The organism is Mesorhizobium sp. M7A.F.Ca.CA.004.06.1.1, from assembly GCF_003999135.1.
In the GTDB taxonomy this organism is placed as follows: domain Bacteria; phylum Pseudomonadota; class Alphaproteobacteria; order Rhizobiales; family Rhizobiaceae; genus Mesorhizobium.
The window spans coordinates 1-12,202 of record NZ_RZPQ01000099.1; the positions used below are offsets into that span (position 1 = coordinate 1).

A 12,202-nucleotide genomic window follows, 5' to 3' on the forward strand; every position below is an offset into this window, starting at 1 on the left:
GCCCTGAGGAGCGGACTTCTCTACGTCGCCCGACGAATTGAGCAGCTTCTCGACGAGGCCACCGCTGTTGCGGACCGAGCTCGTATGCGCGCTGTCAACCGAAGTAACCGCAGGCTGGTTGGCGCCGTTGGAGCCAAAGTTGTCGCTGCCGGCGAAAGCACTGCCGGTGATGGCCAGAACGGCGGCGGCAGCAATAAGGATCTTGTTCATTTTAGTCTCCTGAATTCTGGATTTCGCCAGACGGCAGGCACAGCTGCCGTCGCTTGCGAAATTGGTTTTAGCGACCGAAGAGGTTACGATCGCTGCCCTGAGCGGGTGTCTGGGCAGCCGGTTCCGAGGTCTTGGTGGAAGCCGTGTACGACTGGTCCACAGCGGCGGCAGGCTGGTTGGCGCCGTTCGAACCGTAGTTGTCGCTGCCCGCGAAAGCGCTGCCGGTGATGGCCAGAACGGCGGCGGCAGCAATGAGGATCTTGTTCATCTTAAATACTCCTGAATGTCTGAATTTCGAATGTCTGAATTTCGCCAGGGCAGCGGGCGAGCCCGCCGTCGACTGGGAATCGGCTGTTAGTTGTTGCCGAAGAGGTTGTGGTCAGCACCCTGGGCAGGCGCCTGAGCAGCCGGTTCCGACTTCTTGGTCGAAGCGGTGTACGAGCTGTCGACAGCAGTGGCTGCCGCGGCGTTCGAACCGTAGTGGTCGCTACCAGCGAAGGCGCTGCCGGAAATGGCCAGAAGGGCTGCGGCAGTGAGAATGATCTTTTTCATTTTTGTACTCCAGTATCGTCTTTTTCCGTCCGTCTAGCGGCGTGTCTTGGAAATGAAATCGCGTCGTTCGGACAGCCCCGATGTGGGAGGGCAACCCCGCCTTTTCCAATCACGAAGTTGTTCCGTGTGGACCATGAATCCACACCTTGAAATTGTGCCAGGGGAATCTAGAGATACATTTTTCCTCTCTATATCAGCATGTTAAGTTTAACCATCCGATGGATCACTGACTGTTTCAAAGGCCCGGCGTTCACACCGTCCTGCACGCACCGTCAACAGAAACGAACCGTTCGGTTCGATTTTAGGTCAAGCTAATAGTCACTTTTCGAAACCGTTAACCTTTTTTGACCCCCGCCAAGGGTCGGACTCGGGAAGATCGCAGCCGGCAAATGGCCGCCCGGGAGGCGGGATTTCGGCCCGCGACGATCTGCGGTGACGTTTCGCATGCCGTGTCGCGCCGCATGGATACGATGTCGTTTTCATGCCGACGGCGCGCCAGCGATCGTGGTTAGATCATACCCATCTCAGGTGCCGCTTCGTGACGACGAGGCGGAGAATTGGGAAGCCGGTCAGAATCCGGCGCTGCCCCCGCAACGGTGGTGGAGTTCAAGTCGCAACGGGAGACCACTGGGCAACTGCCTGGGAAGGTGTCGCGATGGTCCGCAAGGACAACTCCAGAGCCCGGAAACCAGCCCGAGATTTTTAGACTCGACTGATCGCGGTGGGCGGTCAAGAGGTGGATAGCGCTTCCGGCACCTAGCCGGCCTGCGTTTCAATCCTTCCTCCATCACCACCAGTTCAGTCCTTAGAAACGAGGACAGGACATGGATACCCGCAACGACATGCTGAGGCTCCTGAAGGGGCGCCGGCAAGGCTTTTCGCTGGAGCAGCCCTTCTACACCGATCCAGACTACTTCAAGCTCGACATGGAGCTGATCTGGTATCGCGACTGGCTGTTCATCGGCCATGATTGCGAACTGCCGAAGCCGGGCAGCTACATCACCGTGCAGATCGGCGACTATCCGGTCGTCCTTGTCCGCGACCAGCAAGGCAAGATCAACGCCTTCCACAATTCCTGCCGCCATCGCGGCAGCCGCGTGTGCAACGCGGAAAAGGGTACGGCGGCAAAGCTCGTCTGCCCCTATCATCAGTGGACCTATGAGCTGGACGGCCGCCTGCTGTTTGCCCGCCAGATGGCCGACGGTTTCGACAAGAGTGATTTCGGCCTGAAGCCGGTCGCCTGCGAGAGCGTCGGCGGCTACATCTTCATCTGCCTGGCCAAGGAGCCGGCGGATTTCGCGCCGATGCGGGCGATGATCGAACCTTATCTTTTGCCGCACCGTTTGCGTGAGGCAAAGATCGCCTTTGAGAGCACGATCATCGAGAAGGGCAACTGGAAGCTGGTCTGGGAAAACAACCGCGAGTGCTACCACTGCGTCGCCAATCACCCTGAGCTGTGCAAGACCTTCCCCGAGGCGCCGACCGTGACCGGCGTCAACGGCGCCGACAGCGACCCCGAGATGGTCGCGCACTGGGCCAGATGCGAGGCATCAGGCTTGCCGAGCAAATTCCGCATCGATCCGGCAGGGCAGTACCGCGCCACCCGCGCGCCGCTGCTGCGCGATGCCGTCAGCTACACCATGACGGGAAAACGGGCGGTGAAGAAGAACCTGTCCGACAGCGTTTCAACCGACCGCATCGGCTCCTTGCTGCTTTATCATTATCCGACAACCTGGAACCATATCCTCGGCGACCATGCCGTCACCTTCCGCGTGCTGCCGATCAGTGCCACGGAAACCGCGGTGACGACGAAATGGCTCGTCCACAAGGATGCGGTCGAAGGCGTCGACTACGACCTCGCTGAGCTCACCCATGTCTGGACCGAGACCAACGACCAGGACCGCCGCATCGTCGAGGAAAACGCCTTCGGCATCCTGTCGCCGGCCTACGAACCAGGCCCCTATTCGGAGCTGCATGAGGGCGGCGTGATCCAGTTCGTCGAGTGGTACACGTCGTTCATCGGGCCGCGCCTTGCCGAAGGCGGCCGGCCGGCCCTGCGCAGCGTCGCCTAGCCCAGGGGACAAGAGGATGAATGCGATGACGGACCTTGGCCTCTATCGCCATCTCGACCAGATGACGCCCTGGAACGACCGGCTGCAGGTGCTGGAAGTGATCGGCGTCAGCGACGAAGCGCCGGACGTGAAGACCTTCACCTTCCGCTCCGACAACCAGACCTGGTTCCGCTACAAGCCGGGCCAGTTCGTGACGCTGGAACTGCCGACATTGGACGGGCCGCTGATGCGCACCTACACGCTGTCGTCCTCGCCGTCGCGGCCATTCTCGATCGCGGTGACGGTCAAGGCGCAGGCGGGCAGCACCGGCACGCGCTGGATGTTCGACCATCTGACGCCGGGCTCGCACGTCAAGGCCTATGGGCCGACCGGTGATTTTTCGCTGCATAGCCACCCGGCGGCCAAATATCTGTTCATTTCGGCGGGCTCCGGCGTGACGCCGATGATGTCGATGCTGCGCTGGTTGAACGACTGTGCGCCATGGACAGATGTCGGCTTCGTCAACTGTGCGCGCCGCCCGGAAGAGATCATTTTCCGCAAGGAACTCGAGCTGCTCGGCAGCCGCATGCCCGGCCTGTCGCTCGGCTTCATGATCGAGGAGCGGTCGAGCCGCGAGGGCTGGTTCGGCCATATGGGCCGCATCGACGCGATCCGGCTGCCATTGCTGGCGCCCGATTTCCGCGAGCGCGAGATTTTCTGCTGCGGCCCCGATCCCTTCATGCGCGCCGTGCGCGGCATGCTGGACGCCGCCGGCTTCGACATGGCGAAATACCATCAGGAAAGCTTTGCTGCGCCTGCCGTGGAGGAAATCCCGGCGCCGTTCTCGCCGCCGGCGGAGGACGGCGCTGCTGCTGCCGTCGAGGCCGTGACACCGATCCGGTTTTCGCTTTCCGATGTCGATGCCGAATGCGTCGCCGGCCAGACCGTGCTGCAGACGGCACGCGCCTCTGGGGTGCGGATTCCCGCCGCCTGCGAGTTCGGCCTGTGCGGCACCTGCAAGGTGAGGAAGGTCGCGGGCGATGTCGAGATGAGTCACAATGGCGGCATCCTCGATCACGAAATCGAGGACGGCTTTATCCTCGCCTGTTGCTCGAAGCCGCTTTCTGCGCTTGAAATCGAAGCGTGACCGGCTGCGCTCGCCCCCGAGCCTGCGCCATCTTGCCAAAAACCCTGCAAATGGTTAGACGCCTGCAACGGTGGGGTTGACCGTAGGCCCGAAGATCATCTCCGCGGCCTGCTCGGCGGGGGAGCAAACATGCGACAATCCGGCATCTATGCCATTGCCAGCAAGGATATCGTCTTTGAATCCTTCGACGGCGAAGCCGTCGTTCTTGACCTGACCACGGGTAAATATTTCGGCTTCTCTGATTCAGGCAGCAGACTTTGGGATGCACTGTCGTCCGGCGTGCCTGCCTCCGAACTGGTCGGCGCCGCGACCGGCATTGGCGCCCTCGATGCCGCCGCGATTGACGGCTTTGTTTCACAATTGCTCGAATTCGGTTTGCTGGCGGCCGTAACCGATGGCGTGGCAAGACCGGCTCCAAGCGAATTGCTGGCTCAGCTCGCCGCTGCCAGAGAGCCCCTGAAGGTCGACATCCATGACGATCTCGCCGATCTCATTGTCGTCGATCCCATCCACGAGGTCGAGGAGCCCCTCGGCTGGCCCGCGGTGAAGCAGGCCAACTGAAGCGCCCATCAGGTTCTCGTTGCCGGGCAGCTCCGGAACAGGCAGACCCATGCCGAACGTCACTCTCGAAAACTTGGTTGACTACGCACGCCATGTCCTGGCGCAAGCAGAAAGCAGCGCCGCGCATTATCCGCTGACCTGCAAGGCGAGCTTGCCGCATCTGGATCTGACCGCGCATGTCAGCGTCGGCGCATTGGCGGATGCCGTCGCTCATGGCCTTGTCACGGCTCCGGGCAACCGAACGCCTGCCGACAGCTGCCGCGTCTTCGTCGCACATCCCGGCATAGACGGCATCGCGGCACCGGTCAGTTGGGGCCAGGGGCCCTTCACGCAGCATGGCTTCGCCACCCGGCTGGCGGAGGCCGGATTGCGCGGCAACCATTTTCACGACCTGGATTTCTGGCAGTTCTATGATCCGCAACGTCGCGTTGGCGTGCAATTGATGGCTTCGGCCGATGCCTTTCCACCGTGGGAGCCGGGAGCGCCGCTGCGGGCTTTCCTGCATTGGGAATATGCGGCACGCGGCATGCGGCTGGCCCATGCGGGGACGCTCGGGACTAAGGGCAGGGGCGTGCTGCTGGCCGGCGCGGGCGGGGCCGGGAAATCCGGAACCGTCGCCGCCGGCCTCCTCAACGGACTGGACAGCGTCGGCGACGACTATGTGCTGGTCGACCTCTCCAACGGCGTGACTGCCCGCCCACTGTTTTCAACACTCAAACAGGATCCCCAGGGGTTCGTTCGGCTTGGGCTGAAGCATCGGCTGAAAGCGCATGGTCCGCTCAACTGGCAAGGCAAGCATGCTTTTCACATTGATGACATCGCGCCTCGGCCGGTGCCCGAAACTCTGGACATCATCGCGCTGCTGGTGCCACATATCGGCGGAGGCGAGGCAAGTTCGATCGTGCCGGTGTCGCGCAGGGATGCCATGATTGCCTTGGCGCCGTCGGGCATAGCGCAGATGCCGGGCGAGCGGGAGAGCGGCTTTCGCTTCTTCAGCGACCTGACCCGCCTGCTGCCGTGCTATCGTCTGTCGCTGGGGACGCAGCCACAGGAGATAGCCGGTACGATTGCGGACTTTCTCACGCGGGGCGCTTCGTGAAACTGAGCGTGATAATGCCCGTCTACAACCGTGAGCGCTATGTCGTTTCGGCATTGCGCTCGCTGGTGCGGCAGCGGGACGCCGCCGATCTCGACATCATCGTCATCGACGACGGCTCGACCGACGGCTCTGCTGAGGCCGTGCGCTCGATGATGCGCGAAAACGCCTGCATCCGACTGTTCCAGCAATCCAACATGGGCGTAGCCAGGGCGCGCAACACCGGGCTGCGGCAACTGCCGCCGGATGCGGAGTTCGTTTCGTTTCTGGATTCTGACGACATCTCGCTGGCCGGACGGTTCAAGAAGGACCTCGCGCGCTTCAGAGCAGACCCCGGACTCGAGCTGACCTACTCGCTGATGACGCTGGTCGAGCGGATTGACGATGAGCGGCTGAAACCGGCAGTCGCCAGCCGCACGATGACACTTCGGGGAATTTCGCTGAGCGCCGCCGTGTTCAGCAGAGGGCTTGTCGACCGGACGGGCGAGTTCGATGAGGATTTCGAGCAGGCTGAGGATACCGACTATCTGCTGCGCGTTTTCGAGGCGGGACCGAACTACGAATTGTTGGACGCCGTCGCGATCTACTACCGACGCCATGCCGGAAATGTCACCAAGGAACATAGCGGCAGGGTCCGCAACCACTTGCGTGCAATCCACAAGTCGATGCGGCGGCGCAAGGCCGATCCGGCACGGCGAGAGGTCCAGGGAATCTTCGAATTGAAGAGTCCCACCGATTGGCGGATGCTATGATGCTCGACACCATCAAGTCGGATCAGCCAAGCCCGGAATGCTGCCGGAGACGCCCATGAAGCTGAGCGTCATCATGCCGGTCTACAATCGCGAACAATTCGTTGGCCTCGCGCTGCGCTCGCTGCTCAGGCAGCGCGAAGACATCGATCTCGACATCATCGTCATCGACGATGGGTCGACCGATGGTTCGGCAGCCGTCGTACGGTCGTTGATCGACGAGGCCCCGTGCATTCGTCTTTTCCAGCAGAGCAATGGCGGCGTCACAAAGGCGCGCAATGCCGGGCTGAAGCAGTTGCTGCCGCAGACCGGCCTGGTGTCGTTTCTCGATTCGGACGACATCTCCCCGACAGGGCGCTTCAAGGCGGATCTCGCCTGCTTCGGAGAAGATCCTGGCCTGGACCTGACCTATTCGCGCATGACGTTGGTCGACAAGATAGATGGCGAGACGCTGGAACCGGCCGCCGACAGCCACTCCATCACCGTGCGAGGGATCCACCTGTCCGCCGGGATCTTTGCGCGAAACCTCATCGAGCGCACCGGAGGTTTCGACGAGGATTTCAAACAGGCCGAGGACACCGACTATCTTTTGCGTATCTTTGAGAGCCAGACAAAATACGTTATGCCCGATACGGTGGCTCTCTACTACAGACGTCATCCCGGCAACATGACCAAGGAAGCCGATGTGCCCTTTCGCGAGTTCATGCGCGCCATTCACAAGTCGATGAAGCGTCGCAAGGCCGACCCCAGCTTGCGCCGGGTGGAGGGGATTTTCGACTTCAAGGATCTCGCGCAGTGGCGGTTCCTTTGATGGCAGGCTACGGCGTTGTCATTCCGGCTTTCAACGCGGCCGCCACCATCGGCGCTGCCCTGAACTCCGTTCTGGCCCAGACGGCAAAGGCGGAGGCCATCGTCGTGGTCGATGACGGTTCGACCGACGATACGGCTGCGGTGATCGAAGCGATGAACCTGCCGGTGACGGTGCTGCGACAGGACAATGCCGGACCTGGCAGCGCAACGACCCGCGGCATTGCGGCACTCTCGACGCCGCTCATCGCGACGCTCGATGCCGACGATTTGTGGCTGCCGGACAAGATCGAAAAGCAGCTGGTCCATCTCGACCGTCATCCCGGGACAACGGGCGTCTTTACGCATTGGCGGACGTTTCGCGGCGACAGCCCCGATTTGCCCGATGCGACCAGTGGAGCTGGCTGGTCGCGCACGACGATGATGATCCGCCAAGAGGTGGTGCAGAGCGTCGGTCCCATCATCGACCCACCAGGCGGTCGCGGCGAGATGATCGACTGGATCGCCCGGGTTCGTGAGGCAGGCTTTGCCCTTGCCATGCTCGACGACGTGCTTGCATTGCGCCGCATCCGTCCGGGCAGCCTTTCCTACGGCCGCGATCCGGCACGCGACCGGGGCTACCTCCAGGTCGCAAGGCTCGCCATGCAGCGGCGAGCCCAGAACAAGGCAGGTTCCAGTTGAACGCCACGCCCGTTCGCCGCATCGGCCGCCGCTTCCCGGACTATGGCTGGTCGTGGCCCACCGGCCAGCTGGACCTGTTGCTGAAGGCGGCGCTGCTCTCCGATGAGGACGCAGCCGCTGCCTGTGCCGCGCGCTGGCTGGACGAGAACGACATCGATCTCGTCTCGTTTCGAGAACATCGCCTGCTCGCCGCCATCTCCGACAGGTTCGGCAGGAAGCTGGCCGGGCATGCCGCCCATCCGCGCCTCGTCGGCCTGCAGAAGATGCTGTGGACGAAGTCGCGCATGGCGATGCGCGAGGCCGAGCCGGCGCTGAAGGCGATGGCCGACGGCGGCGCCGACATCATGCTGATAAAGGGCGCCAGCCGCATTGCCTTGAACGCGTCGGCGCAGCGTGGCCGGGTGGCGCATGATATCGACATATTGGTGCGCCCGCGCGACATGGCTGCCGTCTTCGACATCTTGCGCGATCGCGACTGGCAGATCGCCTCGGGCGTCAGCGCGCAATATCTGCGAACCCGGTTGGCGTCGCTGCGGTCGATGAACTTCTTCAAGGGCCGTTTCGGTGACATCGACCTGCACCAGCTCGGCTATGACGGGTCGCAGACGAGCGCGGAAGACGACCTGGCCATCTGGCAACGGGCGGTCCCGGCACAATTCAGCGGCGTCGCGGTCTTCGTGCCGTCGCCGGCCGATCGCATGGCCCTGGCCATCGCCCATGGCGGCCTCGACGCCCATACCCACAGCGACTGGCTTGTCGACTGCGCGGTCGCCATCCATGGCGAAGACGTCGATTGGGACACGTTCCTCGACATCGTCGGCAGACGCGGCCTGGCGGTTCCAGCGGCGGTGGCGTTATCCTATCTAACGTTCGAGATCGGCATTCCGGTGCCGGAACCGACAATGGCCAGAATCTTGGACATGGCCGACGGGGTTGGCCTGTCGCGTTGGTCGTCGGTTCTGCAAGCCAAGCCGCGCACGGATTTCGGCGGTCTTGTCTGGCTATCGCGCGGGCTTGCCAAGCAGTTGCGCCTGAAGCGGAAGAAGGGCCGGTTGCAGCAGGAGCCGCCCGCCACACCTTGGCGCGGCAGATCGGCCGCGCGCAAGCCTCAAGCAGCATCGGCGCCTTTGGTGTTTTCGCAGGCCATCGCCTGTCCGCAAACGACCGGCGACATGATGCTCGAAATCACCGTCAGGATCGGCGTTCCGCCGGTCCGGCGCCGCATCGAGATGGAGATCAATGACGGTGGCGAGCATATTGCCCGCCTGCGCGCCATGGCCATCAGCCGGTCCGGCAGGGAACGCGTGCTGCATTTTCGCGGCAAGGTGACTCTCGGCGGCGCGCGAGTTGCCTTGACGCTCGAGGCGCGACCATCGCGACAGTTTCGCGAGTGGAACGACGCGGCCACGGTGGCCGCCTATGGCGCCTTGCCTTTCCAGTTGCTGTCGGCGGATTTCTTTCCGGTCGGCTGAAGGAAGGCCCACCCGGCAGCTATAAGGCGTCGGGAGTGATCAGCCTCAAGGATGGGAAATAGGTCTGGTAGCGGCCGACATCACGGGTCAGAAGCGGAAGCTTGGTGACGGCGGCATGTGCGCCGATGAAGAAGTCAGGCAAGACGCCGGTCCTCGATCCTCCCGATCGGCGGTATTGCGTGAATACCTTTCCAGCAAGGAAAAGGGCGGCTCTTGGCATCGGAGCCATTTCGAGACCGGCCGCATCCAGAAATGCCTCAAGATCCTCGATTCTGATGTAGCGAACGGCAAGTTCTGCATAGACCGCATCATTGATCAACAATGGCCCATCGAGGCTTGCCGCCTCGAGTTGCGCGATCGACCAGCCCGCCCAATTGGGATCGTCCGTAACAAGGTCGAGCAGAACGTTGGTGTCGACGAACGTCACGCTCCGCCACGCGTCAGCGCCATGATAGCCTCGGTCGTGAGCCCCTCGCCGGCATGGCCGCGCAGATTGGCGAAGCGGCTCGCAGGCGGCTTTCTGTCAACCCGAGCCAACACCACGCTGCCATCGGCGGCGCGCCGGAAATCGACTCTGCTGCCCGGGACGATCCCCAGGAGGTCGCGGACGGGTTTGGGAATGGTCACTTGTCCCTTTGCCGTGACGGTGGTGGCCATCTTCACTCCTTGGTAATACCATATTCCGACAAGGTATTACCTCATCGGTCGATTTTCAAGGCTTGAAGCATCGTGTCTCTACCGAACCGCCAGAGTCCGTTCAAACTCCGTAGCGTTCGGTGCGAATGATTTCCGCTGCAACGCCGGCATTGATCAGCGCTTGGGCGGCCGCGGAAACGAAGGCGTTGGAGCCGCAGACGAAGGCGATGCCAGGCGGCTCCGGCAGCCGCGTCATGGCTTGAACCATCATCGCGACGTCTACCCGCCGCGCATAGTCGGCCGGGCGGCGTGCGGCTTCGCGCGTCAGTGTCAGCATCAGGTCGAAGCCGTCCTGGCGTTCGTCGAGGGCGATCAACTCGTGACGAAAGATCACTTCGTCCCAGACCCGGACCGAAAAGACCAGGACGACGGGCACCGCTGAATTATGCGCGGCGCGGTGGCGGAGCATCGACATCAAGGGCACGACGCCCGAACCGCCGCCGACCAGAACAAGCGGTCCACTCTCATCCTCCGGCCAGACGAAATGCCCGCCAAGCGGCCCGCGCAGTTCGATTTCATCGCCCACTGCCGCGACCTCGTGGAAGAAGGGCGAGACCTCGCCATCGTCGAGTTTTTCGATCGCCAGTTCGATTGCGCCGCTCGTTTCGGGCGCGGAGGCGATGGAATAGGAGCGGCGCGCCTGATAGCCGTCCGGCGCCGTCAGCCTGACGTCGACATGCTGCCCGGCGCGATAGGCGAAGGGCCGAGACGGCTGGAAAAAGAAGCTGGTGACACGCGGCGTGCGCTTTTCGATGCGGACGATGCCGGCTGTTTGCCAGGGCGACTGCACTGCCGCCGCATCGCTCATGGATCGTCCGTGTAGCGCTGCTCGCGCCATGGGTCGCCATAGATATGGTAGCCGCGCAATTCCCAGAAACCGGGCTCGTCTCGCGTGGTGAATTGCAGGCCGTTCAACCATTTGGCCGACTTCCAGAAATAAAGATGCGGCACCAGCAGCCTTGCCGGGCCGCCATGGTCCGGTGTGATCGGCTTGCCTTCGTAGAGCAGCGCCACCATGGCCTTGCCGGCGGTGAGGTCCTTGACCGGCACGTTGGTGGTGTAGCCGTCGAACGCGTGCGCCAGCGTGAAGCCGGTCGGCGGCTCCACACCCGCATCGGCAAGGATATCGTCGACCAGCACGCCCTGCCACGGCGTGTCGAACTTGGTCCATGCTGTCACGCAATGGATATCGCGTGTCATCTTGGTCATCGGCAGCGCGTTGAACTCGGTCCAGTTCCATTTCTTGATCGGGCGTGGCCCATGTTTCAGCGTGAAAGACCAATCCTCGGTACGCACGCGCGGCGTCGGACCGGCCGACAGCACCGGAAAACCCTGTTCCAGATATTGGCCCGGCGGGATGCGGGCATCGCCATCGGCTGGCGGGCGCCGTCCTGAAGAGAAACCTCGGGTGACCATAGCGGCAATCCCCATGCAATCAGGCCACTATCGGCCTGACGCAATGTTCTCGAAGATGCCGTGACGGGCAACCGAAATCTTGACGGGCGGAGACCGGCGGGACCGTCACCGATGGACCTGCCGCTCCGCGTTCCCGTCAACAGCAGTTCTCAGCCACTGGCAAAAGGCACCGCGATGTACATTTGAGCGTCGCCACGCTCGACCAGCAACAGGACCGATTTCCTGCCGGACTTGCCGGCCAAGGCGATCGCCTGGGTTACCTGCCTGGCGTTCTTGACCGGCACCTGATTGACGGCGACGATGATGTCGCCGGCCTGTATTCCGGAAGCGGCGGCCGCTTTGTCGGGGTTGACGCTGGCAACCACCGCGCCGTGCTGCTTGCCGGCTAGGTTCATCTGCTGGCGAATGTCGGGCGTTATATCCATCAAGCCGAGCCCTATCGCCGGAGCGCGCCCGGCGCTCGGCGCGTCGGACCCGTCGTCCAGCGACGCGGTCTTCGCATCGGCGCTGTTTTGGCCGACATCGACGGAAATCCGCATCGGCTTGCCTTTGCGCCAGACATCCACCGTTTCCCTGGCGCCCGGCGCGACATCGGCGACCGCCCGCGACAGGTCCTTGGGATCCTTCACGTCCTGCCCGGCAAAGCTGGTGATGACGTCACCCGTCTCGACGCCGGCCTTGGCCGCCGGCGAACCGTCGTTGACCTCTGAAACCAGCGCGCCGCCGGAATGGTCGAGCCCGATGGCGCTCGCGACATCGGGTGT

Annotated in this window: 16 protein-coding genes and 1 riboswitch; of the genes, 8 read left to right on the plus strand and 8 right to left on the minus strand. The window is 62.8% G+C overall.

Annotated features, from left to right (window positions below):
• The 3 genes from EN906_RS08990 to EN906_RS09000 all read right to left on the minus strand — a co-directional run.
• On the minus strand, window positions 1–210 hold a 210-nt coding region (locus EN906_RS08990), incomplete at its 3' end, for a DUF680 domain-containing protein (protein ID WP_127375143.1).
• Window positions 211–277: 67 nt separating this feature from the next.
• Window positions 278–478, minus strand: a complete 201-nt coding sequence (locus EN906_RS08995; RefSeq protein ID WP_127267341.1) for a DUF680 domain-containing protein — start codon at window positions 476–478, stop codon at window positions 278–280.
• Window positions 479–564: 86 nt separating this feature from the next.
• Window positions 565–762 (minus strand): DUF680 domain-containing protein, encoded by a 198-nt coding sequence (locus tag EN906_RS09000; protein WP_027039902.1) that lies wholly within the window; start codon window positions 760–762, stop codon window positions 565–567.
• A gap of 509 nt (window positions 763–1,271) precedes the next feature.
• Window positions 1,272–1,474, plus strand: a riboswitch (cobalamin riboswitch).
• A 112-nt stretch (window positions 1,475–1,586) separates the two neighbouring features.
• Between EN906_RS09000 and EN906_RS09005 the strand changes: the two genes are divergently transcribed.
• The 8 genes from EN906_RS09005 (at window position 1,587) to EN906_RS09040 (ending at window position 9,326) form a co-directional block, all read left to right on the plus strand.
• The gene (locus EN906_RS09005; protein WP_127267342.1) at window positions 1,587–2,834 is read left to right on the plus strand and encodes an aromatic ring-hydroxylating dioxygenase subunit alpha; all 1,248 of its coding nucleotides are present in this window, start codon (window positions 1,587–1,589) and stop codon (window positions 2,832–2,834) included.
• A 25-nt stretch (window positions 2,835–2,859) separates the two neighbouring features.
• Window positions 2,860–3,960, plus strand: coding sequence for a hybrid-cluster NAD(P)-dependent oxidoreductase (locus EN906_RS09010; RefSeq protein ID WP_127267343.1), 1,101 nt, complete (start codon window positions 2,860–2,862; stop codon window positions 3,958–3,960).
• 129 nt (window positions 3,961–4,089) lie between these two features.
• Window positions 4,090–4,521: a PqqD family protein gene (locus EN906_RS09015; protein WP_127267344.1), complete on the plus strand. Its 432-nt coding sequence runs from the start codon at window positions 4,090–4,092 to the stop codon at window positions 4,519–4,521.
• Between the two features lie 49 nt (window positions 4,522–4,570).
• Window positions 4,571–5,620: a serine kinase gene (locus EN906_RS09020; protein ID WP_127267345.1), complete on the plus strand. Its 1,050-nt coding sequence runs from the start codon at window positions 4,571–4,573 to the stop codon at window positions 5,618–5,620.
• 14 nt (window positions 5,621–5,634) lie between these two features.
• Window positions 5,635–6,369: a glycosyltransferase family A protein gene (locus EN906_RS09025; protein ID WP_127267346.1), complete on the plus strand. Its 735-nt coding sequence runs from the start codon at window positions 5,635–5,637 to the stop codon at window positions 6,367–6,369.
• 55 nt (window positions 6,370–6,424) lie between these two features.
• Window positions 6,425–7,177, plus strand: a complete 753-nt coding sequence (locus EN906_RS09030) for a glycosyltransferase (RefSeq protein WP_127267347.1) — start codon at window positions 6,425–6,427, stop codon at window positions 7,175–7,177.
• Window positions 7,177–7,854, plus strand: a complete 678-nt coding sequence (locus EN906_RS09035; RefSeq protein WP_127267354.1) for a glycosyltransferase family A protein — start codon at window positions 7,177–7,179, stop codon at window positions 7,852–7,854. The genes EN906_RS09030 and EN906_RS09035 overlap by 1 nt, the downstream gene beginning before the upstream one ends.
• Window positions 7,851–9,326: a nucleotidyltransferase family protein gene (locus tag EN906_RS09040; RefSeq protein ID WP_127267348.1), complete on the plus strand. Its 1,476-nt coding sequence runs from the start codon at window positions 7,851–7,853 to the stop codon at window positions 9,324–9,326. Before EN906_RS09035 ends, EN906_RS09040 begins: the two co-directional genes overlap by 4 nt.
• A gap of 19 nt (window positions 9,327–9,345) precedes the next feature.
• On the opposite strand, the gene EN906_RS09045 is transcribed toward EN906_RS09040, so the two are convergent.
• The 5 genes from EN906_RS09045 to EN906_RS09065 form a co-directional block, all read right to left on the minus strand.
• Window positions 9,346–9,753, minus strand: coding sequence for a type II toxin-antitoxin system VapC family toxin (locus EN906_RS09045; protein WP_127267349.1), 408 nt, complete (start codon window positions 9,751–9,753; stop codon window positions 9,346–9,348).
• Complete coding sequence (locus EN906_RS09050) at window positions 9,750–9,983, minus strand: AbrB/MazE/SpoVT family DNA-binding domain-containing protein (RefSeq protein WP_127267350.1); 234 nt, start codon at window positions 9,981–9,983, stop codon at window positions 9,750–9,752. Before EN906_RS09050 ends, EN906_RS09045 begins: the two co-directional genes overlap by 4 nt.
• Before the next feature lie 100 nt (window positions 9,984–10,083).
• Window positions 10,084–10,830, minus strand: coding sequence for an FAD-binding oxidoreductase (locus EN906_RS09055; protein ID WP_127267351.1), 747 nt, complete (start codon window positions 10,828–10,830; stop codon window positions 10,084–10,086).
• Window positions 10,827–11,438, minus strand: coding sequence for a sulfite oxidase-like oxidoreductase (locus EN906_RS09060; RefSeq protein WP_127267352.1), 612 nt, complete (start codon window positions 11,436–11,438; stop codon window positions 10,827–10,829). The genes EN906_RS09055 and EN906_RS09060 overlap by 4 nt, the downstream gene beginning before the upstream one ends.
• A gap of 149 nt (window positions 11,439–11,587) precedes the next feature.
• Window positions 11,588–12,202 (minus strand): PDZ domain-containing protein (locus EN906_RS09065; RefSeq protein WP_127375144.1); only part of this gene is annotated, 615 nt, incomplete at its 5' end.

What these genes read in the sequence shown, in the direction of transcription:
- EN906_RS09060 (WP_127267352.1), bottom strand. Translation starts at nt 11,438, where the DNA reads ATGGTCACCCGAGGTTTCTCTTCAGGACGGCGCCCGCCAGCCGATGGC.
- EN906_RS09015 (WP_127267344.1), top strand. Translation starts at nt 4,090, where the DNA reads ATGCGACAATCCGGCATCTATGCCATTGCCAGCAAGGATATCGTCTTT.
- EN906_RS09000 (WP_027039902.1), bottom strand. Translation starts at nt 762, where the DNA reads ATGAAAAAGATCATTCTCACTGCCGCAGCCCTTCTGGCCATTTCCGGC.
- EN906_RS09025 (WP_127267346.1), top strand. Translation starts at nt 5,635, where the DNA reads ATGCCCGTCTACAACCGTGAGCGCTATGTCGTTTCGGCATTGCGCTCG.
- EN906_RS08995 (WP_127267341.1), bottom strand. Translation starts at nt 478, where the DNA reads ATGAACAAGATCCTCATTGCTGCCGCCGCCGTTCTGGCCATCACCGGC.
- EN906_RS09010 (WP_127267343.1), top strand. Translation starts at nt 2,860, where the DNA reads ATGACGGACCTTGGCCTCTATCGCCATCTCGACCAGATGACGCCCTGG.
- EN906_RS09030 (WP_127267347.1), top strand. Translation starts at nt 6,425, where the DNA reads ATGAAGCTGAGCGTCATCATGCCGGTCTACAATCGCGAACAATTCGTT.
- EN906_RS09055 (WP_127267351.1), bottom strand. Translation starts at nt 10,830, where the DNA reads ATGAGCGATGCGGCGGCAGTGCAGTCGCCCTGGCAAACAGCCGGCATC.
- EN906_RS09005 (WP_127267342.1), top strand. Translation starts at nt 1,587, where the DNA reads ATGGATACCCGCAACGACATGCTGAGGCTCCTGAAGGGGCGCCGGCAA.
- EN906_RS09020 (WP_127267345.1), top strand. Translation starts at nt 4,571, where the DNA reads ATGCCGAACGTCACTCTCGAAAACTTGGTTGACTACGCACGCCATGTC.
- EN906_RS09035 (WP_127267354.1), top strand. Translation starts at nt 7,177, where the DNA reads ATGGCAGGCTACGGCGTTGTCATTCCGGCTTTCAACGCGGCCGCCACC.
- EN906_RS09050 (WP_127267350.1), bottom strand. Translation starts at nt 9,983, where the DNA reads ATGGCCACCACCGTCACGGCAAAGGGACAAGTGACCATTCCCAAACCC.